The sequence below is a fragment of the Roseibium aggregatum genome (assembly GCF_017309185.1).
GTDB lineage: Bacteria > Pseudomonadota > Alphaproteobacteria > Rhizobiales > Stappiaceae > Roseibium > Roseibium aggregatum_B.
In genome coordinates this window covers 44,826-65,789 of record NZ_JAEKJZ010000008.1, presented here as the reverse complement: position 1 = coordinate 65,789, position 20,964 = coordinate 44,826, and the positions used below count along the sequence as shown (strand labels likewise).

At 62.7% G+C, this 20,964-nt stretch carries 18 protein-coding genes; 7 read left to right on the top strand and 11 right to left on the bottom strand.

Annotation, left to right across the window (positions count from 1 at the left end):
• The first annotated feature begins 136 nt into the window (after window positions 1–136).
• Window positions 137–721 (top strand): dimethylsulfonioproprionate lyase family protein, encoded by a 585-nt coding sequence (locus JF539_RS25810; RefSeq protein ID WP_207144040.1) that lies wholly within the window; start codon window positions 137–139, stop codon window positions 719–721.
• A gap of 239 nt (window positions 722–960) precedes the next feature.
• Here JF539_RS25810 and JF539_RS25805 read toward each other — a convergent pair whose 3' ends face one another.
• From JF539_RS25805 to JF539_RS25770, 8 genes are all read right to left on the bottom strand, one after another.
• A complete protein-coding gene (locus JF539_RS25805) occupies window positions 961–1,995 on the bottom strand; it encodes a histone deacetylase family protein (RefSeq protein ID WP_207144038.1) in 1,035 nt (344 codons plus the stop codon).
• A 22-nt stretch (window positions 1,996–2,017) separates the two neighbouring features.
• Entirely contained in the window at window positions 2,018–2,998 is a 981-nt protein-coding gene (locus tag JF539_RS25800; protein WP_207144037.1) for an NAD(P)-dependent oxidoreductase, read from the bottom strand.
• Complete coding sequence (locus JF539_RS25795) at window positions 2,985–4,298, bottom strand: ArgE/DapE family deacylase (protein ID WP_207144035.1); 1,314 nt, start codon at window positions 4,296–4,298, stop codon at window positions 2,985–2,987. Before JF539_RS25795 ends, JF539_RS25800 begins: the two co-directional genes overlap by 14 nt.
• 6 nt (window positions 4,299–4,304) lie before the next feature.
• On the bottom strand, window positions 4,305–5,933 hold the full coding sequence (locus JF539_RS25790) for an ABC transporter ATP-binding protein (protein WP_207144034.1): 1,629 nt from the start codon (window positions 5,931–5,933) through the stop codon (window positions 4,305–4,307).
• 3 nt (window positions 5,934–5,936) lie between these two features.
• A complete protein-coding gene (locus JF539_RS25785) occupies window positions 5,937–6,776 on the bottom strand; it encodes an ABC transporter permease (protein ID WP_207144032.1) in 840 nt (279 codons plus the stop codon).
• The gene (locus tag JF539_RS25780; RefSeq protein ID WP_207144029.1) at window positions 6,776–7,744 is read right to left on the bottom strand and encodes an ABC transporter permease; all 969 of its coding nucleotides are present in this window, start codon (window positions 7,742–7,744) and stop codon (window positions 6,776–6,778) included. The genes JF539_RS25785 and JF539_RS25780 overlap by 1 nt, the downstream gene beginning before the upstream one ends.
• A 76-nt stretch (window positions 7,745–7,820) precedes the next feature.
• Window positions 7,821–9,371 (bottom strand): ABC transporter substrate-binding protein, encoded by a 1,551-nt coding sequence (locus JF539_RS25775; RefSeq protein ID WP_209017605.1) that lies wholly within the window; start codon window positions 9,369–9,371, stop codon window positions 7,821–7,823.
• Between the two features lie 102 nt (window positions 9,372–9,473).
• On the bottom strand, window positions 9,474–10,247 hold the full coding sequence (locus tag JF539_RS25770; RefSeq protein ID WP_207144027.1) for a class II aldolase/adducin family protein: 774 nt from the start codon (window positions 10,245–10,247) through the stop codon (window positions 9,474–9,476).
• 322 nt (window positions 10,248–10,569) lie between these two features.
• Between JF539_RS25770 and JF539_RS25765 the strand changes: the two genes are divergently transcribed.
• Together JF539_RS25765 and JF539_RS25760 are read left to right on the top strand one after the other, a co-directional pair.
• Window positions 10,570–11,232, top strand: a complete 663-nt coding sequence (locus JF539_RS25765; protein WP_207144025.1) for a GntR family transcriptional regulator — start codon at window positions 10,570–10,572, stop codon at window positions 11,230–11,232.
• 94 nt (window positions 11,233–11,326) lie between these two features.
• The gene (locus JF539_RS25760) at window positions 11,327–12,241 is read left to right on the top strand and encodes an ROK family protein (protein ID WP_207144023.1); all 915 of its coding nucleotides are present in this window, start codon (window positions 11,327–11,329) and stop codon (window positions 12,239–12,241) included.
• 74 nt (window positions 12,242–12,315) lie between these two features.
• Here JF539_RS25760 and nagA read toward each other — a convergent pair whose 3' ends face one another.
• Together nagA and JF539_RS25750 are read right to left on the bottom strand one after the other, a co-directional pair.
• Window positions 12,316–13,482, bottom strand: coding sequence for an N-acetylglucosamine-6-phosphate deacetylase (gene nagA / locus JF539_RS25755; protein WP_207144021.1), 1,167 nt, complete (start codon window positions 13,480–13,482; stop codon window positions 12,316–12,318).
• 161 nt (window positions 13,483–13,643) lie between these two features.
• Window positions 13,644–15,368: a thiamine pyrophosphate-requiring protein gene (locus JF539_RS25750; RefSeq protein WP_207144019.1), complete on the bottom strand. Its 1,725-nt coding sequence runs from the start codon at window positions 15,366–15,368 to the stop codon at window positions 13,644–13,646.
• Window positions 15,369–15,560: 192 nt separating this feature from the next.
• Between JF539_RS25750 and JF539_RS25745 the strand changes: the two genes are divergently transcribed.
• From JF539_RS25745 to JF539_RS25730, 4 genes are all read left to right on the top strand, one after another.
• Entirely contained in the window at window positions 15,561–16,340 is a 780-nt protein-coding gene (locus JF539_RS25745) for an IclR family transcriptional regulator (protein WP_207144017.1), read from the top strand.
• Window positions 16,341–16,565: 225 nt separating this feature from the next.
• Window positions 16,566–17,600, top strand: coding sequence for a TRAP transporter substrate-binding protein (locus JF539_RS25740; RefSeq protein WP_207144015.1), 1,035 nt, complete (start codon window positions 16,566–16,568; stop codon window positions 17,598–17,600).
• Window positions 17,600–18,115, top strand: a complete 516-nt coding sequence (locus tag JF539_RS25735) for a TRAP transporter small permease (protein WP_207144013.1) — start codon at window positions 17,600–17,602, stop codon at window positions 18,113–18,115. Before JF539_RS25740 ends, JF539_RS25735 begins: the two co-directional genes overlap by 1 nt.
• Window positions 18,116–18,119: 4 nt before the next feature.
• Entirely contained in the window at window positions 18,120–19,475 is a 1,356-nt protein-coding gene (locus JF539_RS25730; RefSeq protein WP_207144012.1) for a TRAP transporter large permease, read from the top strand.
• A gap of 144 nt (window positions 19,476–19,619) precedes the next feature.
• On the opposite strand, the gene JF539_RS25725 is transcribed toward JF539_RS25730, so the two are convergent.
• On the bottom strand, window positions 19,620–20,957 hold the full coding sequence (locus tag JF539_RS25725; protein WP_207144009.1) for a lyase family protein: 1,338 nt from the start codon (window positions 20,955–20,957) through the stop codon (window positions 19,620–19,622).
• Window positions 20,958–20,964 lie beyond the last annotated feature (7 nt).

The following is a 20,964-nucleotide window of genomic DNA, read 5'->3' as shown; positions in this document are numbered from 1 at the left end:
TTGTTTAATGTCTGAGTTTTCAGTTTGAGATTTGTGGTTCTCCGATCCCGGATCTTCGCTATGCTCCGTCCGGGAGGACGATAAGAGCGCTCGCCGCATGTCGCAAAGCGCTTAAAATTGGATTGGCATACCTTCCATGTCCTCACACGAAGTCCGGAACGATCTCATCGCGCTGATCGCGCGGTACCTGCAAGCGAGTTCGTCGCAGATCGTTCAATCCGTGGCGGCCCTGATGCCGGGGCAGGACTATCGGTCCCTTCCGGAGCCCTTAAGGAACGCGCCGGTCTGCGCGCATCTGACGGCGGCGGAGACTTTGTTCCCGTCGCAAGGCAACGCCGTCGCGATTGCCTCGAAGTTCCGGGAGTTGCTTCCCGTGTTGCACTGGACAGCGGATTATCCGCAGCATCCGGTCCTGAAGGACGCGTTTGGCCATGCGGTGATCGCGGCGTCTGACGCCATCGTCATGGGCTGCAATATGCTCGCTGCCAGGACGGACTATCCGGCGCATTGGCATCCGGCGGAGGAAATCTACATTCCGCTCAGCGGGAGTGGCGCCCGCTATTGGCAGGAGAGTATCGGGACGCACAAGACGGGATCTCCAGGTGACATCATCCTCCACGGAGCCCGCGAGCTGCACGCCATGAGTACGCTGGACCATCCCGTTCTCAACGTCTGGATCCAGTACGGAGCGGAACCGGGCGGCCCGGCGTTTTTTGGTTGACTGGAATCCGTAGCGCGCAGCAAGCAAACCCTGCGTTCCCACTCCCTGTGTCACCCCGGGCGAGCAGCGCGAGACACGGGGCATACTCGTTTCCAGATCGCTCGCGTGAATTATCGAGAGCTGCGACAAGGAGATATGCAAGTCGGCCCCGGACCTACGCTTCGCTGCGTCCGGGGTGACTCAAGGAGATGGATCGAGGCCAGTTCAAGGTCGGTTCAAGGGACAATGATCCAAAGACGTCAGGACGTCTTCGACAATTCGTCACGGCTCGCCGTCAGAAAGACTTCCGCGTTGTTTGTCAGCGACGGGCCGAGGTAGCCGCCTTCCTGGATCAGGGCCGTGGGCAGGCCCATGCGGACGATCTCGCGGGCCATGATCTCGAAGCCGGTCCCGGTCATGCCGACCTCGGAGAGCGGATCGTCGACTGCCATGTCGAACCCGAGGGAGATGACCAGGGCCTCGGCGCCGAAGTCCTGAATGGCTTTGACGCCTTCACGGAAGCGCTCGAGGATGGCCGCTTCCGAGGCGCCGGGCTCGAGCGTCAGGTTCAGGGTCGCGCCTTCCCCGTCGCCTTCACCCGTCTCGTCGGCATAGCCGAGATAATAGGTCGGGTAGTTGTCCGGATCGACGTGAAGCGAGCACAGGAAGACGTCGCCGCGTTCGTAGAAGATATCGAGCGTGCCGTTTCCGGTGTGCGTGTCGATATCGTAGATCGCGACCTTCTTGTGCGACTGGCGCAGCACCTGTGCGGCGACGGCGGCGTTGTTGAAGATGCAGAAACCGTTGGCGCCGTTCGACATGGCGTGGTGACCGGGAGGGCGGCACAGGCCGTAGATCATCCTCTCGCCCGCGTTGACCCGGCTTGCTGCCTCGATCGCCGTTTGCGCGGACCAGTAGATCGCTTCCCAGGTGCCCTCCGTGAGAGGCACGGACGTGTCGGTGGCGTACCAGCCCAGTTGTCCGTAGATGGAGGAGGACCGCCGTCCGGCCCGGCGGCCGGGGTGATAGGTCGGAATCGCCTCGGCGTCTTCCGCCTCGGCGCGCCAGCGTTGATAGGCGTCCTGCCAGAAGTCGACATAGTCCGGGTCGTGAACCGCCTTGATCGGTTCAACGCCGTGATCGCCCGGCGTCTCGATGGGAAACCCGTTCTTGATCAGCATGTCGCGGATCAGAATGGCGCGCTCGGGCTGTTCGGGATGGGGTATATAGGCCCCGCGCCGGAAATAGCGGGCCGGATTGTGCTTGAGCTGACGCTCGTCGAATATGGCTTTCATCGGCTGGCTTTCTCTCCGGGCTTCAATAGCCTCTGGAATGGTCGACGGTGTTTTTGGGGGCCTTGCCCAAGGCGACGTCACAGGCGGCCTGAACGACTTGTTTCGCCATCAGGTGGCGGGAGGAATCGCTGGCCTGGTGCGGCGTGATCAGGATGCGGTCGTCGGTCCACCAGGGGTGGTCGGGGGGAAGCGGCTCGGTATGGAAGACGTCCAGCGAGGCGCCGCCAAGCTGGCCGCTGTCGAGGGCCGCGACGAGATCCGCGTCGACAAGATGTTCGCCCCGGCCGATCTGGATCAGCCGAGCACCCCGTGGCATCAGGTCGAACAGGTCCTTGTTCAGGATGCCTTCGGTCGCCGGTGTCAGCGGCAGAACGTTGATCAATGCCTGGGCGCGTGCCGCGACACGTTCGACGGACCCCATGCCGGTTTCGAAGCTCACGCCGGCAGGCGAAGGGGTGGTCGGGGTGCTGCGCGCCGCCGCGACAACCGGGAACCCCATGGCGGCGACAGCTCGTGCGACCGCCCTGCCCATCAGCCCGTAGCCGAGCAGACCCACCGTGTAGTCGCAGGGGGACGGGGCCGCGTCGAAGTCCTGATGCTCCCAGATGCTTTTGGCCTGACGGTCCAGATAAAAGCCCATATTACGGTGATGCCAGACCACCTGCCAGGCGGCGAAGCCGGCCATGAGATCGGCCTGGCTGTCGTCCTGGACACGGGTGACATAGGCCGCGTCCGGCAGGCTCGGACAGGCCAGGATACTGTCGACCCCGGCCGCGATCGAGCACGCCAGCTTCAGATTGGGATAGGCGGTGAAGGCATCGTCCGCCGGATACCAGGCCAGGGCGAAACGGATGCTCTCGGGATCGTCGATCTCGCCGGGGCTGCGCAGCCGGATGCGATCCGCGTAGGGAGCGAAGACCGCACCGTAATGCGCATTCAAGTCGAAGCGTTCGCCGAGATAAACCCCCTCGACGACAGGTGTTTTCATGTCAGAGGTTTGCATCGCCGATCCGCTCCAATCCGCACCAGTCCGCAATGAACAGGGCAATCGCCCCGGTCACGCGCTTGATCGACGACAGGCTGACCCGCTCGTCGAAACCGTGAATGTTTTCCGTAATCGGTCCGTAGACCAGACACGGCATGTCCGCGTAGATGACGAAGACCCGGGCGTCGAGATAGCCGGGGGTGACGAAGCTCTGAAGATCGCTGCCCGTGGCATAGCGGTGAGCCTCGGCCAGGGCCTTCTCGGCATCGCCGTTTTCTTCCAGCACGTAGCCCCGCGCGAAAAAGCCGTTCCAGGTTATTTCCGGAGGCCGGTTGCCCAGGAAACTGTCCTCGCCGAGATCCCTTGCCAGATGTTCCTCGATCTCGCGTGCGCGGTCCTTGGGATCGTCGCCCGGATAGATCGCGATCCGGCAATGAAGTTTGCACCAGGCGGCCACCGTGGAGGCCCAGTCGCCACCCTCGATCTTGCCGACATTGAAGTTGATCGGATGGTCGAGGTCTTCGAAGTAGGGATAGTTGGCCTTCTGCGCGTTCCACGTCTCGGTCATGCGCTTCAGGCTTTCGATCACCCGGTAGCTGGCTTCGATGGCGTTGGCGCCGGTTCCGGCCTCGCGGACGTGAACCGGATGACCGGCGACCAGCACCTCGAACCAGAGAACGCCGACATTGGCGCGCACGAGCATCTCGTCCTCGGGTTCGGGAATGATCGCGGCGTCCGCCGTATAGCCTTCCACCAGACAGGCAAGCGCGCCGTTGCCGGTGCACTCCTCCTCGACCACGCTCTGAAAATGCACCTTGGCCGCCGGCTGATAACCGAGCCGCTTCAGCGCGTCGAGGGCGAAGAGGTTGGCGGCGATACCGGCCTTCATGTCGCCGCCGCCGCGCCCGTACAGCCAGTCGCCTTCGCACTTGGGCTCGTAAGGGGGGGACACCTCCCACAGGTCGTGGGGTCCTTCCGGCACCACGTCCATGTGGCCGTTCAGGATGAGAGACTTGCCGGCGACTTCCCGGGGCGTATGCGTCGCGACCACGTTCAGGGCGTCGGCATAGCTGACCGTTACCGGCGAGAAGCCGGGGTGATTGTGGATCTTGCTGACGTCGATGGCGAAGGTTTCGACGGCATAACCGCGTTTCGCAAGCTCGGCCTGCATGAATTCCTGGGCCGGTTTTTCCTGTCCGCGCAGGGAGGGAAAGCGGATCAGGTCGGAGGTAAAGGCGATCTGATCGTCAAAGCCCGCTTCAACGGAATCCAGTATCGCCTGGCGGAGGGTATCGTCCACTGATTGACTGTCCTGCATGAAAATTCAGCCTGCTGCCGCCAGTTCCTTTTCCCGTCCGGGAATGGCTTCGATCAGGGAGCGCGTGTAGTCGCTTTTCGGATTGTTGAAAATGTCGCTCGCCGTGCCGAGTTCGACCAGATTGCCTTTCTGCATCACGGCGATCCGGTCGCAGATCTGGGCGGCGACCCTGAGGTCGTGGGTGATGAACACGAGCGACAGGTTCAGGCGCGTCTTCAGGTCGTCCAGAAGATCCAGCACCTGAGCCTGGATCGAAACGTCGAGCGCGGAAACGGCCTCGTCGGCGATGATGATTTCAGGCTCGAGCGCAAGCGCGCGGGCAATGCCGATACGTTGCCTTTGTCCGCCGGAAAACTCGTGCGGATACCGGTCGATGGCCGATGGGTCCAGGCCGACCAGGTCCAGGAGTTCGGCGGCTTTCGCGTAGGCCTGCTTGGCGGGAACGCCATGGGCGATCGGACCTTCGGCGATGATCCGGCCGATCTTGCTGCGCGGATTGAGCGAGGCGAACGGGTCCTGGAAGATCATCTGGATCGACTTGCGTACCGTGCGCAGTTTCTCGCCGGTCAGCGTGGCCATGTCCTCGCCGTCCAGCAGCACCGAACCCTGGTCGGGGTCCTGCAGGCGGACGAGGCAGCGCCCGACGCTGGATTTGCCCGATCCGCTTTCACCGACGACCCCAAGCGTCTCTCCGACGCCGAGCTTGAAGCTGATATCGTTGACCGCGTGAACGACCCGCTCCGGCCCGCCGAACAATCCACCGCCGGAGCGGTAGGTTTTCGTGAGGCCGATCACCTCGAGAGCGGTCTTTTTCGTGTCTGCTTCTTCCGCGTCGTCTGCATGAAGTTTCGGGATCGCCGCGATCAGCTTGCGCGTGTAGTCGTGCTGCGGATGATCCAGCACTTCGTCGGCATTGCCATGCTCGACGATCTTGCCCAGCTGCATCACCGCGACCCGGTCGGCGATTTCCGCCACCACGCCGAAATCGTGGGTTATGAACATCACCGCCATGCCGTGGCGTTCCTGAAGGTCGGCGATCAGCTTCAGAATCTGCGCCTGGGTCGTCACGTCGAGCGCGGTGGTCGGCTCGTCGGCGATCAGGATCTCGGGCTCGAGGGCAAGCGCCATTGCGATCATCACCCGCTGACGCTGTCCGCCGGAGAGCTGGAACGGGTAGGCCCGTGCCGCCTTTTCCGGATCGGGAATGCCGACCTCGGTCAGGAGCTCGATCGCCCTTGTCCGGCGTTCTGCCGGCGAAAGCAGATCATGCGCCTCGAAAACCTCGGCGATCTGGTCGTCCACCCGCATCAGCGGATTGAGCGCCGACATGGGCTCCTGAAAGATCATGGCGATCTTCTTGCCGCGCAGGTCGCGCAGCGCGTCTTCGGAGAGCTTCAAGAGATCGGTGTCGTGAAACAGGATCTCGCCCGCCGTCGGACGGACAAGATCGGGCAGCAGGCCCATCATGGCGTTCGCCGACATGGACTTGCCGGAGCCGCTTTCGCCGACGATGCAGAGGATCTCGCCGGCTTTCAGATCATAGGACACGTCGTCGACGGCGAAGGGCCGGTCGGCGCCTTCGGGAAGCGCGATCTGCAGCCCCTTGATCTGGAGAACGGAGGAGGTGTCGGTCATGGCCTATTTCCCCTTTCTCGACAGGCGCGGGTTCAGAGCGTCGTTCAGCCCTTCGCCGATGAGATTGAGGGCGAGCACCGTCATCAGGATCGCGAAGCCCGGAAAGAAGGAGAGCCACCAGGCCTGGCGGATCACGGTGCGCGCGGCGCCGATCATGTACCCCCAGGACATCAGGTTCGGATCGCCAAGCCCCAGGAAGGAGAGGGAGGATTCCAGAAGGATGGCGGTCGCGACCATCAGGGACGCCAGCACGATGATCGGCGACAATGTGTTCGGCAGGATCTGGCGCAGAATGATGGTGCTGTTCTTCTGGCCCGAAAGGATCGCGGCTTCCACGTATTCGCGCGAACGCAGCGACAGCACCTCGCCGCGCACGAGACGCGCGACCGGCGGCCAGCTGACGATGGCGATGGCGCCGATGATCGACTGCACGCTCGGCTCGAAAATGGCGACGAGCACGATGGCGAGCGCGAAGTTCGGCACCGTCTGGAAGAACTCGGTGAACCGCATCAGTCCATCGTCGACCCACCCGCCGAAATAGCCGGCAAGGGCACCGATCGGAATGCCGATCAGGAGCGACACCACGGTGGAGACCAGTCCGATCAGAAGGGAGACCTGGGCGCCGTAGGCAAGGCCCGACAGCACGTTGCGTCCAAGCGCGTCGGTGCCGAGCGGCAGGGCGTCCATGGTCAATGGCGGCAGGAACGGCCGCTGAACCATTTTCCAGGGCGATTGCGGAAACAGGACGGGAGCGAGTGCGGCGACGGCGACCACGATCACAAGGATCGCGAGGCCCGCCACGGCGCCCCGGTTGCGTTTGAATCTGGACCAGAAATCCCGCATCACGATGCCCTTATTCTCGGGTCGACAACCCGGTAGAGGATGTCGGTGACCAGGTTGAAGAGAAGCACCATGGCGGCGGAAACGAAGAAGACGCCGAGGAGAACATTGTAGTCGCGCTGGGCGAGAGCGTCGAACATCAGCCGGCCGATACCCGGCCAGGCGAAGACCGTTTCAGTCAGCACCGCGCCGCCGACGAGCTGTCCGGCCTGAAGGCCTGCAAGGGTGACAACCGGCAGCATGGCATTGCGGAAGATGTGGCGCCTCTGGATGAGGCCCGGTTTCAAACCCTTGGCGCGGGCCGTCTTGACGAAGTCGAGGGTCGAGACTTCCAGCATCGAGGCGCGGGTCATGCGCATGTAGACCGCCATGAAGAACAGGCCGAGGGTCGAGGCGGGCAGGATCAGATGCTGGGCGATGTCGAGCACGCGGGCGAACCCGGTGTAATTGCCGCCGACGGTCTCGTAACCGAACCCGGGCAGCCAGTTGAGCTGGACGGAAAACAGAAGCACCGCCATCAGAGCGGCCCAGTAGAGCGGTGTGGCGTAAAAGAGCAGGGCGACCGTGGAAATGAGCGTGTCCGACCACTTGCCGACCCGGGCGGACGCCAGCACGCCGGCGAGTGTGCCGAGGACAAGCGAGATGACGAAGGCCGCGGTCGTCAGGAGCAGGGTTGCCGGAAGCCGGTCCCAGATCAGCTCGGCCACGGGCATCTGCTGACGGTAGGAAAAGCCGAGATCGAGCTGAACCACACCGGCCAGATAGATGCCGAGCTGGGTCAGCAGCGGCTTGTCGAGCCCGAACTGCTCCTTGAGCTGTTGCAGGAAAATCTCGTCCGCGGCGCCGGCCTCACCGGCCATGACGGCGGCGGGGTCGCCGGGCGCTGCGTGAATGAGAAAGAAGTTCAGCGTCACGATGGCGATCAGGATGACCGCCGCCTTGACCAGGCGAAGGGCGATGAAGCGCAGCATCTGTCCTCTGGAACCGTTTTATTATTATGGGGTGCCCGCGCGGGGTCTGGAGCCCCGCGCGGAAGAGGCTGTCGGCTTATTTTTCGATATAGGCGTCGCGGAAGCCGTCGTTGATACCGATGGCGGTGGTCACGAGGTCCTTGACGTTACAGCGGTAGATGGTCGGGAAGCCGAGTTCCAGAAGCCAGGCCACCGGAACGTCCTCGGTCAGGATCTGCTGGGCTTCGGTATAGATCTTCTGCCGTGCGTCCTTGCCGACCGCGGTCGCGCCCGCCGCGAAGAGTTCGTCGATCTTCGGGTTCTTGTAGCCTTCCACGTTGTTCCAGGGCGAGCCCTTGGCAATGTTGGAGGAGATGTAGGTCCGGCCGACGCCCAGTGCCGGATCGCCGTACTGGTAGAGGTACGTGAAGGCCATGTCGTAGTCCCACTCGCTGATCTTCTGGTTCCAGCCTGCGACGTCGGTTGCCACCATATCGACTTTGATGCCGACCTCTTCCAGGTTCTGCTTGATGGCTTCCGCCCAACGCTGCCAGGTTTCGCCGTAAGGCAGCGGCAGCAGACGAACCGGGGTCCCGTCGTAACCCATCTCGGCCAGCAGTTCCTTGGCCTTTTCCGGATTATAGTCGTATTTGGTCACATCGTCGGTGTAAAAACGCGTGGACGAGGAAACCGGGCTGGTAGCAACCTTGCCGAGACCGTTCCACAGCGCATCCTTGGCGAACTCGCGGTCCATGGCGTACATCACGGCCTGACGGAAGCGCTTGTCGGCGGTCGGGCCTTCGTTGTTGTTCAGCCAAAGCCAGGACAGCGGACCGATGAATTCCCAGCCCTTGTCGGTCACGCAGGTGTTTTCAAGTTCGGTCAGACGGCCGACGTCGAAGTTCTCGACCGACCCGCCGGGCAGGATGTCGACAACACCGGTCTCGAAAGCAACGGCGCGCGAGGCGGCGTCCGGGATGATGTGCCAGTAGATCTCGTCGAGATAGGGCAGACCGTCGACGTAGTAGTCTTCGTTCTTCTTCAGAAGGATATGGGAACCCTTGACCCATTCGACGAACTTGAACGGACCGGTGCCGATCGGCGTGTTGTTGGCCGGGTTGGTCTTGTAGTCGGTGCCTTCGTAGATGTGCTTGGGCACGATCGGCATGGTGCCGCCTTCGAAGATGCCGATGAACGGCCCGAAGGGTTCCTTCAGCTTGAAGACAACGGTGTTGGCGTCCGGCGCGGTGATCGACTCCACGTATTTCAGGGAGTTGCGAAGACGGGCATGGCTTTCGCGCAGGAAAATGTCGGCGGAAAAGACCACATCGTCAGCGGAGAAGGGCTCGCCGTCATGCCATTTGACATTGTCGTAGAGATGGAATGTGTAGGTCAGGCCGTCTTCCGCGATGTCCCAGGATTTCGCCAGCTGCGGCTGCGGTTCCAGGTTCTCGTCGTAGCGCAGAAGGCTTTCGTAGATGTTGCCTGCGACCATCTGGGTCGGTCCGTTCTGGACGAGACCCAGCATGAGGCTGGGCGGCTCGGGCTGGATGACGACATTCGCGCGTCCTCCGGAAACCGGCTCGGCGGACGCCGTCCCGGCGGCCACGGCGAGAATCGCGGCCATACTGGCAAGTCTTTTCAGCATTCTTGAGTTCCCCTCGGTTTCCGGCGCTCGGACCTGGTTCGATTTGGTCTCTTTTCGCGCCGTTTGCTGATGGTTCGGGTCTGGAAGTGCCGAACCTTGTGATCAGTTCACAAGGTCTGGATAGTGCTTGATGGCGAGACGCTGGAAGGCATCCCACTGTGGATCCGGTTTGTTGCCGGAATGGTGTTTGTCCCAGCTCTCGTATTGCTGGGCGGTCTTTTCGGCGAGTTCCGCGTCGATCTTTCGCGGGGTGCCGCCGGAGGACATGATGGCAAGCTGCGCCTTGCAGGCCCGCTCAAGGTTGAACATCAGGGCAAAGGCCTCGCCGACCGTGCGGCCGCAGGTCAGAAGGCCGTGATTGCGCAGGATCATGACATTGCGGTCCCCGAGATCGGCGACGAGCCGTTCCCGTTCGCCGAGATCGAGCGCGATACCCTCGTAGTCGTGGAAGGCGGTCCGGTTATGGAACTGAAGGGACCACTGGTTGAGCGGCAGGATGCCTTCCTCCATGGAGGAGATCGCGACGCCCGCCGAGGTGTGGGTGTGCAGCACGCAATGCACGTCCGGCCGGGCGGCGTGAACGGCGCTGTGAATGGTGAAGCCCGCCTTGTTGATGCCCGCGCCGTAGGCGTCGCGCAGGATGTTGCCGTCGATGTCGACGGTCGCCAGGGTCCCGGCCGAAACCTCGTCGAACCTGAGCCCGTAGGGATTGATCAGGAACGCGTTCTCGCCCTCGTCTTCCGGCGCCTTGGCGGAGATGTGGGTGAAGATACTGTCGTCCATGTTGAAATGGGCGATCAGCCGGTAAGCGGCGGCGAGTTCGATTCGTTCCTTGGCCTGGCCGTCCGTGCTGGGAATCGCTGAAATTTGTGTCATGACCTAAGATCTGCCCTGCTGCCGCGGATGCGGCATCTTGAAGGTTGTCCGGAGGCGGGTGCCCTGTTCCGTTCCGTATTTTTACGTGCTACGCAAACATAGCCGCGACAAACTGTCAATTGTCGACAAAAAACAATTTTTAGGCAAGGATAGCCGTCTTTCCCTTGAGCGCTGACCGCGATTGCACGGGAAATATGCAACCTTTCCGGCGCCTTTCTGCGCCGGCGAGACGCGTTTTGAGGGTGATCGGTCCCTTGAGGCGAAGCTGGAACGAACACGCTGTCCGGTTTTTGGGCAGCACCGGAACTGGGCAAATTAGGGCATGTTTTCAGCACTCGAAACAACGGACCTCGTGCAGCAGATCGCCCGGGAAATCGGCAACGCGATTGCCGAGGGACGATTGAAGCCCGGCGAGCGGCTGACGGAACTGAAGCTGTCGCGCGAATTCGGTACAAGCCGGGCCCCGGTTCGCGAGGCGGCACGGCTGCTGGAGAGCCAGGGCCTGGTCGTTTCGAGTCCCCGCCGCGGCTTCTTCGTGCGCACGCTGACCGCCGACGACCTCGACGACATTTACGAATTGCGCCTGGGGCTTGAAATCCATGCCGCCGACCTGGCCATGCAGCGGATTGGCGACACCGAGCTGGACGTTCTGACAGAGCAGGTGAACAAGCTGTTCAAGCTCGCCGACGCGGGGTCCATAGAAGAGCAGATCTTCGAGGATTTCACCTTTCACCGAATGCTGTGCGCCTTCGCCGGGAACGCGCGTCTGCTCAAGGTCTATGACGATCTCGCCGTGGAAATGCGCACCGGCATCACGCTGATCGGCAAGCTCTACGACGACCCGCACCGGATCGCCGAAACCCACCGGCCGATTCTGGAGGCGCTGGAAAAGCGCGACCGGGCGGAACTGAACGAGGCGCTGCGCCATCACATCGGCGTGGCGCAGGAGCATGTCGTCACGTTGTTCAAGGACACCGGGGTATAGAATTCGTTGATCGCACCATTGTGTTTCGCCGTGGTGCTATGGGATACAGACCGGCTAAAGCGTTTCCCTTCCCCTGGGTGTGAGGACAAGGTGCGTGGCAGTGATATCCGTTTTCGATATCGGCGGTTCCAAGATCGCGTCTTCAACGGTTTTTATGGCAGCATCCGGCCGTTTGCCCTCTGACGGCGTGTCCTCGATCCCGACACCCGTCGAGGACTATGCCGCATTGCTGCGGACGATCGTGGGGAACGTGCCCAGTGAGGCGGAGGCGGCCGGAGTTTCGATTGCCGGACTGGTCAATCCGAAAGCCGGCGTGGTCCGGGCGGCCAACATTCCCTGTCTCGCGGGGCGTCCATTCCGGGAGGATCTGGAGCGCGAGACGGGTAAGCCGGTGTTTCTGATCAACGATGCCAACGCCTTCGGTCTTGCGGAAGCAAGCCTTGGAGCGGGCGCGGATCACTCATCCGTTTTCGCGGTTATCCTGGGAACGGGTGTCGGTGGCGCCGTCGTCGTGGACGGGCATCTCCTGCAAGGGGCAGGCATGCTGGCCGGCGAATGGGGCCATGGACCGGCGTCCGCGATGCGGACGGGAAGACCTTTGCCGCGCTGGAGATGCGGTTGCGGCCAGACCGGGTGCATCGATGTCTATGGGGGCGCGCGCGGCCTGGAGCGGCTGCACCTGGAATTCACCGGTCGGCGGAGCTGCAGTTTCGAGATCTTGAGGGACTGGGAAGCCGGAGATGCTGGAGCGCTGGAGACGCTGGATATCTATCTGGACATCGTCGGCGGCGCGCTGGCCGGCATCGTCAACCTGATCGATCCCTCCATCCTCGTCGCAGGCGGGGGGCTCGCCGGAAACGACAAGCTCCTGCGTGCACTGGAACAGGAAATGCGCGCGCGCATTCTGACGCCGGACCAAGCCCCGTCTCTGGTCGCGGCCAGCCTCCCCGGAAACAGCGCGCTTCTGGGGGCGGCCCTTTTCGCCTCCGGCGAGCTGTCGAAAAGGTAAGCGGCGAGGGGGGCCGGGTCTGAGCTCTCCCATCCGTCAGCGTTGATACCGGCAAGGGTTTCGCGGATGCCGGGTCACGGGGTTTCAAAGAGAGCCTTCTCCGCGTTCAGATAGACGGACATCAGTTCGAGATCCTCAGACAGCAGTACCATGTCCGCCCGCGCGCCGGGCCGCAGCGTGCCGATGTCCGTGTCCCTGCCGATCAGGGCGGCCGGAACGGAGGTCGCCATGGCAAGCGCCTTTTCAAGGGGAAGGCCGCACAATTCGACCACGTTCCGGATCGCCGTGGTCAGGTCCAGATGCGCGCCTGCCAGCGTGCCGTCGGCAAGGGTCAGGCGGTTGGTCTCCCGCCGGATTTCGCGGCCATTAAGCGTGAAGCTGTCGATGTCCGACCCGGCGGTCGCCATGGCGTCGCTGACCAGAAAGATCTGTCCGGGTCCCTGTTTGGCGTGGAGCGCCACGGACATGGAGGCCGGATGGACATGGATCCCGTCGGCGATCAGTCCGGCGGACAGCGCGCCGAGTTGAAGGGCGGCGCCGACGACGCCCGGTTCGCGGTTGCCGAGTTGGCTCTGGGCGTTGAAGAGGTGGGTGACACATCTGGCGCCCGCCTCGGCAGCCGCCGCTAAGTCCGAATAGCAGCAATCCGTATGCCCGATCGAGACAAGAACACCGGCGTCGGAAAGAGCGCGGATCTGCTCAAGTGTCACGGCTTCCGGCGCAACCGTCACCTTCAGAACAGGAAGGCGCTTCGCCGCCTGAACGAGCGCGTCGAGGTCGCCTGCCGTCATCGGGCGGATCAGGGTTGCATCATGCGCCCCCTTGCGCGACAGGGCCAGATGAGGGCCTTCCAGATGAAGCCCGGCGATGCCCGGAACCTTGCTTGCCGCCAGCGCCACCGTCTCGACCGCCCGGGCCGTGACCTCGGGCGTATCGGTAATGAGCGTCGGCAGGATGGACGTCGCGCCGGAGCGCGCATGGGCCTGGGCCATTCGGGTCAGCGTCTCGACGGTCGGAGCGGAATTGAACATGACGCCACCGCCGCCATTCACCTGCAGATCCACGTAACCGGGGGCAAGAATGCCGCCGTCCAGCACGATTTTTTCGGTGGTGCCGGGAACTTCATTGAGCGCCTGGATTCCAAGAACCCTGCCGTTCCCGGTCACAAGCGCAGCGTCTTCATGAAACTGCGAACCGTCGAAGATCTCGGCGCCGACGAATGCTTTCCTGCTGCTGGTCATCGTGTTTCCGTGGCCCTGTTCGACTGGCCGGTCGGCTTTGCCGGTGACCGGAACCTTATACGACGGGCCGGTCGCGGCAAGGTCTAATACCAAGGATACGGGTCCACATCATTCAGCTTTCAGGGGGGGGGAGCCCACCCGCCCTGATGCCGGAGAAGAGCCTATCCAGGCGTGACGCGCTCGATGGCGATGTTAAGGAGAACCTGCCGCTTTTCGATCTGGGCGACCTCGATGGCCCGTTCGAGCGCCGCCGGCAGTGCTTCGCCGTCGGATACCGTCTCGGTATAGGCCCGGCTTGCCTCCGCCGTCTTGGTGAAATCCGGGCTCGGCCGGAGCGAGGTCAGTGGGACGTCGTTCGCCTGGCTGGCGAGACCGCCCCGGTAGGTTCCGACGACCGAGTGCCGCACGGCGCCCCATTCCTCGTTGTTCAGAACCAGTGTGATCACGGGCAGTTCGAGGGCCTCGGCGACCTGATGGCACGCGGTCGGATTGGCGAACATGTAGCTGCCGTCGCCCATGGTCGCGAAGATCAGGCGGTCGGGATCCGCGAGCTGGGCTCCGAGCGCGGCCGGAAGGCCCCAGCCAAGACCGCCCGAATGAGGTTCCTGGAAGTAGCTGTTGTGACTGTCCAGATCGAGCGGCTCGAGCGGGCAGCCAAGCTCCTGAAAGACGGTTGCCTTGTGTCCCTTGATCGCCTTGCCGAGGCAGTGGCTGACCCACTCCTTCGACATGGGGCTGCCCTTGCCCCGCTCCGCGATGTCCACGACGGTCTTGCGTCTGGCGGCGGAGTACTCCGAAATGCGCTGGCGGCGTTTTTCGAGCGAGGCGGCGTTGCGCGGCAGGCTGCTCATTTCCTCAATCAGCGCCACCAGTGAGGTCGCGGTGTCGCCGGCAAGCGCAAGGTCTGCCTGGAAGTTGCGGATCGGGGTGCGGCTGAACAGCGGGTCGGGGCCCAGGTGGATGACCTTCACATCGTCGCGAAGGGTGACCTTGTCCGGCCACCAGGGCGCGAGCGAATTGATCACCAGAACCACATCGGCCTGGGCCAGAAAATCCTCCGGTGCCGCGCCGATCTGCATCGGGTGGCTCAGAGGAACCGAGAGCTTGTTCGCCCAGTAGTGCGACAAGGGAATGGCCCACTCGCTCAGCAAGTCGCCGAGCGCGGCAAAGGCCTCTTCCGATCCGGCGCCGCGCTGGCTGATGACCAGCGGGTTTTCGGCCTCCGCCAGCAGCTTCGCGGCCTGTGCCAGCTCCTCCCGCGCGGGCGCGGTAACGGCCGGCGCCATGCGAGACGGCGCATCGAGCCCTTCCGGGGGTGTTTCCTCGCACAGGACTTCTCGCGGAAGGCTCAGGTAGACCGGGCCCTTCGGTGTGGAATTCGCGATGGCCCAGCCCCGGTCGAACAGTTCCGCGACCTGCTCGGGAAACCGCAGTTCGTAGTCCCATTTGGTGACCTCGCGCACCAGGGCGGTCTGGTCGAACATTTCCTGGCCCCAGCCGATGGGAACGGTGCGGGCACCGAACCGTGTGCTCTCCATCACCGGCGTGCGCCCGGACATCAGAAACATCGGGATCTGATCGCACCAGGCATTGATTGCCCCCGTGGCGCCGTTGGACAGGCCCACGTTGGTGTGCAGCATGACCGCCTGGATCTTTCCGGAGATGTGGTAGTGGCCGTGCGCCATGCCGAGCGCCACATGTTCGTGCGGCACCGTCACATGCGTGGGCAGTTCGATGCCGCTTTGCGAGGCCGCGATCAGACCTTCGATGATCGGCGGAAAATCGGTTCCGGAATTGACGAAGACATAGTCGATGCCGAGCGCTTTCAGCTTTCCGAACAGGGCGCCTCCGGCCGTGAGTTTCGGGTTTTCGGATAGTTCGGGCATGTCGGGTCTCCACTGAAGCGCTGTCGCCGGTTTTGCGCATGGTGAATGAGAGGCAGGATGAGATCGGATTAAAATCTCAAAATATAAGATTTATATTTCATATTTTGAGTTAGTTCGTTATGATCGTCAAGATTGTCCGGATCGATTCCGGGCGGTGCGAGACAACTCAACCGAAACACGAGGTTTGACCGGGTGAGCACGCCGTTAAACGGATCCCTGATCAAGGCGTTTGAAATACTGGCATTGTTCGACGAGGACCGGCCGGAAGCCTCTGCGGCGACCGTGGCCAGGCAGCTTGACCTCAATGCCTCCACGGCCCACCGGTTCCTGTTGACGCTGGAGCATGTCGGTGCCCTGACCTCCGTGCGCCGGGGTGTGTTCGGCCTGGGCCCCAGGCTGGAGCAGCTGGGACGTCTGGCCGAGCGCATGAATCCGTTGCCCGCCTTCGTCAAACCGCTTCTGGACGATTTGAGTCGCGAAATGGCTGAATCGGTCATGGTCTGCCGGTTGAGCCGTCTCGGCCCGGTTTGCGTCGCTGTCGCGGAAAGCGGCCGGCCTGTCTCGGTCGTCGTGAAAACGGGTACCGCCTTGCCGTTTCGGCACACGGCGCAAGGCAAGCTCTGGCTGGCCTTCATGCCGGAAGAGGAGCGTAGCGCGCTGCTCCAGCAGACAGCCATCTTGAACGGACAGGCGCCGGAGTCTTCCGACATGGAAAAGCTGGCGCGGGAGTTGAACGAAATCCGGGAAAGAGGCTACGCGCTGAACCTTGGCGACAATGAACCCGACATTGCCGCCGTCGCGGTTCCGGTAAGGAGCGGCACCGGGGAGATGATCATGTCCTTGTCCGTCTTCGGCATGTTAAGCCGCTTTGACAAGACTTTCACCGACCGGGCCAGGCGCAGGCTTCTGGAGGTGTCGGATGAAATCGGCGGAAACTTTGTTTCGAAATATGGAAAGTATAACGCTCGATAACTCAATTTACATCACCATTTCAATTAATAAAGATGGTGGTTGGAGGATTGGAAAGTGACTGTAAATCCGCTGGGCCGTCTGTTCCGGCATTTTCACTTTTCAAGACCGGCCGGACCGTGCTCCGTTTGTCGGATGGCGTCCGGCGGATCGTCGCAACGGGGAAATCGGACCGGCTGGAAACACACGAAGCCGGCCTGTAAACGGATTTCCCGAGGAGGAGGAAATATGATCAATCTGAAAAAAGCGCTCTTGAGCGCGGCGCTGTTCGCCTTGGGCGCGACATCGGCCGGAGCAGCCGAGTACGAGTTCAAGCTGCATCACTTCCTGGGTGAGAAGTCTCCGGCGAACACGAAGATGCTTGAGCCCTGGGCCAGGCAGGTCGAGGAAAATTCCGGCGGCAAGGTCGCGATCGAAATCTATCCCGCCATGACACTCGGCGGCCGTCCGCCGGAGCTGATCAACCAGGTCCGGGACGGTGTCGTCGATCTGATCTGGACTGTGAACGGCTACACGCCGGGTCTCTTCCCGCGCACGGAAGTGTTCGAACTTCCCGGCGTTCACACCAACGATGCCGCGGCCACCAACCAGGCGCTCATGGAGCTTTATGAGACGGACCTGAAGGGCGACTACAAGGGCGTCGAGGTCATGTTCCTGCACGTTCACGCCGGCCAGGGCATTCACATGACCGAAACTCCGGTGCGCAGCCCGGCGGACCTGGCGGGCAAGAAAATCCGCATCCCGACCCGGACCGGTGCCTGGGTCATCGAAGCGCTCGGCGCGGCGCCGGTCGCCATGCCGGTTCCGGAATTGCCGACCGCCCTGCAGAAGGGTGTGATTGACGGGGCGTTCATTCCCTGGGAAATCATCCCCCCGCTGAAGATTCAGGAGCAGACGAAATACCAGATCGAAGGCGCCGACAAGACGCGCTTCGGCAACACGACGTTTCAGGTTTCCATGAACAAGGATCGTTGGGAAAGTCTGCCGGAAGACGTCCAGAAGGCCTTCCGGGACGCGTCCGGAGGAGACTGGCCGGTCCAGGTCGGTAAGATCTGGGAAGGAGCCGACGATTTCGGCATCAACCTCGCTGTCGAAGCCGGCAACGAGCACATTGTTCTGACCCCGGAAGAAACCGCTGCCTTTGACGAGGCGCTCGCGCCGATCGTCGACCGGTGGGTGGAAGAAGTCTCCGCGAAGGGCATCGACGGCGCCGCACTGGTTGAAAAAGCCAAGGCCGCGGTCAAAAGCCACACGTCCAACTGATGTCGGCATCCTACGCTCAAAGCGGCTCCGGATTTTTCGGAGCCGCCGCCCGGCTGATTACCGTCTGGGCGCTGCTCGGCGGCATTGTTCTGCTTCTGGTGGTGGCGGTGAACATGATTTCCATCATCGGATCGTCGATCTTCGGCTCGCCCTTTCCGGGCGATTTCGAGCTCACCGAAATGGGCGTCGCCGTTGCGGTCTTTTCGTTCCTGCCCTATTGCCAGCTTGTCGGTGCGAATGTCTCCGCCGATATCTTCACTTCGGCGGCATCCAGGCGGACCGTCGCCTTCTTCACCATGCTGGGGTCCCTTGTTGCGCTCGGGTTCGCGGTCCTGCTCCTCTGGCGCATGTATTTCGGTATGCTGGACCAGAAGGAATACGACTACACCACGACGATCCTCCAGATCCCCCACTGGCTGGCTTTCGTGCCCATTCTGGTTTCTCTCGCGTTGCTGGCTCTCGCCGCCTTCGTCACCCTGACGCGTGACCTGACAGTGCTGTCGAAAGGACAATAAAAAAATGACGGACGCACTTGTGCTCGGGCTGGGCGGCCTCGCGGTTCTCGTTTTCCTGATCGCGATCCGGATGCCGATCGCCTACGCAATGATCCTGGTCGGCGGGACCGGTATCGTCATGGTCAACGGTTGGCGGCCGGTTCTCAGTCAGCTCAAGACCCTGGCTTATGGTCAGTTCTCCATCTACGACCTGTCGGTCGTGCCCATGTTCGTGCTGATGGGGGCGATTGCCTCCAAGACCGGGCTCAGCCAGGCCCTGTTCCGCGGCGCCAATGCCTGGCTCGGCTGGCTGCGCGGCGGCACGGCCATGGCCGCGATTGCGGGCTGTGCCGGCTTCGGCGCCGTTTGCGGCTCCTCTCTTGCGACCGCCTCGACCATGGGCAAGGTCGCCCTGCCGGAACTCAAGCGTTACAATTACTCCGGTGCGCTCGCGACCGGAACGCTTGCGGCCGGCGGTGTGCTTGGCATTCTCATTCCGCCTTCCGTGGTCCTGATCATCTACGCGGTCATCGTCGAGGCGAATATCGTCACGATGTTCATGGCGGCCTTTCTTCCCGGTTTTCTCGCCGTCATCCTGTTCCTTTTGACGATCGCGATCTACGTCGCGATCAAACCGGAATCCGGTCCGAAAGGCGGCGTTGCCGGCCGCCGGGAATTCGTGGAGGCAACCGCCGGCATGATCCCCGTCCTGGTCATTTTCGGCCTGGTGATCGGCGGCATCTATTTTGGCTTGTTCAACCCGACGCCGGCCGCCGCGGTTGGCGTATTCCTTGTGTTCGCCTTCGGTATTCTGCAGCGCAACCTGTCCTGGAAGGACTTCATCGCCGCGCTCAAGGAAACCGCGGGCACTTCCGGCATGATCTATCTGATTATCCTGGGCGCGGAACTTCTGAAGATCTTCATGTCGCGCGTCGGACTGCCGCAGGAAACCGCGGCCTGGATCGCTGGCTCCGGACTGGAGCCGATGACGGTGATGGTGCTGCTCCTGATCGCGCTGATCCTGCTCGGCTGTCTCATGGACAGTCTTTCCATGATCCTGCTGGTGATCCCCTTCTTCTGGCCGGTTCTGGTCGAGATCAACGGCGGCCTGTATCAGGGTGCCGACGGGGCGGGCTACGGCATGAGCACGGAGGACCTGAAAATCTGGTTTGGCGTTCTGGCGCTTATCGTTGTGGAACTGGGCTTGATCACACCGCCGGTCGGCATGAACGTCTTCGTGATTTCGTCGCTGGCCCGCGACACGCCGATGATCGAGACCTTCAAGGGGGTGGCCCCGTTTTTCTGCGCCGAAATCCTGCGCGTGGTCCTGCTGGTCAGCTTTCCGGCGATCACGCTCTGGCTGCCGCACGTACTGCGGTAGCGCGATCGGTACAATCCGACCAGCCGTTGAGTTATTGAACCGTCCCGGCCCTGCGCCGGGACTTTTTATTTACGGGAGAAAGGGGTGCCGGATCTCCGCTGTGGCTTCCTCAGGAGCAGGGTGATCAGGGCGCCTTTCGATGCCTCAGGGGCGTACGGTGGAGAGGGCCTGGTCCTTCACGCGCTTTGAAAAGATCCGGGCGGACATCTCCTTCGCGGGCGTGATCACCTCGCTCGGGTCGAGGGCCACCTGCCAGTCGATCCGCACGGGACAGTGTTTCGTTAGAGCCTCGACAAAGGGGAGAGGGTCGGAGCTGGCGGCGGCGACGAGGTCCTTGGCCTGCGCGCGGGGCACGCCGGCTTTCGCCAGCACGAAGCTCGCGGTCTCCGCCATGATTTCCGGATTGGCGGCGAAGGTCGCCGCGATGGCGTCCGGCTTGGGGGAAAGGGTTTCGGCGAGGCTCTGCGCGTGGCGCAGGGCGGTGCCCGTTGCGAGCAGCATTTGCGGCAGGAAGTGCCATTCGAGCGGCCACTTGGCGCCGTCGCGCTCCTCGTTGGGATTGGCGGTGGCGGTCAGGCCGGCATGGGCCGCAATGGCGATCTGGTTGAGCCCCAGGATGGTCTCGGCCTGGATCGGATTGGCCTTTTGCGGCATGGTCGAAGACCCGCCGCCCGTGCCGCTCGACACCTCGGCGATGTCGCTGCGGCCGAGCAGCACCAGATCGCCCGCCATCTTGGCGAGACCGGAACTCACCTGTTGCAGCCAGCAGGCGAGGGCGAGGAGCGGGGATCTGTTGAGATGCCAGGACGGGCTCGGCTGAAGACCGAGTTCCAGGGCAAGCTTGTCCGATACCAGCATCCCGTCCGGTGCGATGGCGCCATTCACACCCGAGGCACCGCCGAACTGCACCTTCAGGACCGTTTCGCGCAAGCCTGCAAGGGCCTGTTCAGCGTCAATAAGGGGGTGGGCCCACTGGGCGATCCGGTAGCCGAGGGTGATCGGCGTTGCGATCTGGCTGCGCGTGCGCCCGGCAAGGAGCTGATCGGAAAATCGGTTGCTTGCCGTCTCGAGCGTATCGATCAACCGGGCAAGTCTCGCCTCATAGAGCCCGAAACAGGCCCTGAGTTGCAGGACCAGCGCCGTATCCATCACGTCCTGGGTGGTGGCGCCCCAGTGGAGCCACTGGCCTGCCTCGCCGCCGACCAGTTTGCGCAGCTGGGCAACGAGGGCCGGAACCGGCACGCCGGCGGAAAGCGTTCCGGCAGTCAGTCCGGCGGGATCTGGAGCGGCAGTCTCAAGCTTGCTGTCGATTTCCTCGGCCGCGGCGTGGGGAATGACCCCAAGCCGCCCCTGCACCCGGGCGAGCGCGCGCTCGAACGCGATCATATGGGCGATATCGCTGGCATCGCCGAAAAGCTCCGAGAGCTCCTCGTCCGAGAAGAGACCGGAATAGATCGGGCTGGAAAACAGGGATACGGGCATGGGTCAC

What these genes read in the sequence shown, in the direction of transcription:
- JF539_RS25810 (WP_207144040.1), top strand. Translation starts at nt 137, where the DNA reads ATGTCCTCACACGAAGTCCGGAACGATCTCATCGCGCTGATCGCGCGG.
- JF539_RS25805 (WP_207144038.1), bottom strand. Translation starts at nt 1,995, where the DNA reads ATGAAAGCCATATTCGACGAGCGTCAGCTCAAGCACAATCCGGCCCGC.
- JF539_RS25800 (WP_207144037.1), bottom strand. Translation starts at nt 2,998, where the DNA reads ATGCAAACCTCTGACATGAAAACACCTGTCGTCGAGGGGGTTTATCTC.
- JF539_RS25795 (WP_207144035.1), bottom strand. Translation starts at nt 4,298, where the DNA reads ATGCAGGACAGTCAATCAGTGGACGATACCCTCCGCCAGGCGATACTG.
- JF539_RS25790 (WP_207144034.1), bottom strand. Translation starts at nt 5,933, where the DNA reads ATGACCGACACCTCCTCCGTTCTCCAGATCAAGGGGCTGCAGATCGCG.
- JF539_RS25785 (WP_207144032.1), bottom strand. Translation starts at nt 6,776, where the DNA reads ATGCGGGATTTCTGGTCCAGATTCAAACGCAACCGGGGCGCCGTGGCG.
- JF539_RS25780 (WP_207144029.1), bottom strand. Translation starts at nt 7,744, where the DNA reads ATGCTGCGCTTCATCGCCCTTCGCCTGGTCAAGGCGGCGGTCATCCTG.
- JF539_RS25775 (WP_209017605.1), bottom strand. Translation starts at nt 9,371, where the DNA reads ATGCTGAAAAGACTTGCCAGTATGGCCGCGATTCTCGCCGTGGCCGCC.
- JF539_RS25770 (WP_207144027.1), bottom strand. Translation starts at nt 10,247, where the DNA reads ATGACACAAATTTCAGCGATTCCCAGCACGGACGGCCAGGCCAAGGAA.
- JF539_RS25765 (WP_207144025.1), top strand. Translation starts at nt 10,570, where the DNA reads ATGTTTTCAGCACTCGAAACAACGGACCTCGTGCAGCAGATCGCCCGG.
- nagA (WP_207144021.1), bottom strand. Translation starts at nt 13,482, where the DNA reads ATGACCAGCAGCAGGAAAGCATTCGTCGGCGCCGAGATCTTCGACGGT.
- JF539_RS25750 (WP_207144019.1), bottom strand. Translation starts at nt 15,368, where the DNA reads ATGCCCGAACTATCCGAAAACCCGAAACTCACGGCCGGAGGCGCCCTG.
- JF539_RS25740 (WP_207144015.1), top strand. Translation starts at nt 16,566, where the DNA reads ATGATCAATCTGAAAAAAGCGCTCTTGAGCGCGGCGCTGTTCGCCTTG.
- JF539_RS25735 (WP_207144013.1), top strand. Translation starts at nt 17,600, where the DNA reads ATGTCGGCATCCTACGCTCAAAGCGGCTCCGGATTTTTCGGAGCCGCC.
- JF539_RS25730 (WP_207144012.1), top strand. Translation starts at nt 18,120, where the DNA reads ATGACGGACGCACTTGTGCTCGGGCTGGGCGGCCTCGCGGTTCTCGTT.
- JF539_RS25725 (WP_207144009.1), bottom strand. Translation starts at nt 20,957, where the DNA reads ATGCCCGTATCCCTGTTTTCCAGCCCGATCTATTCCGGTCTCTTCTCG.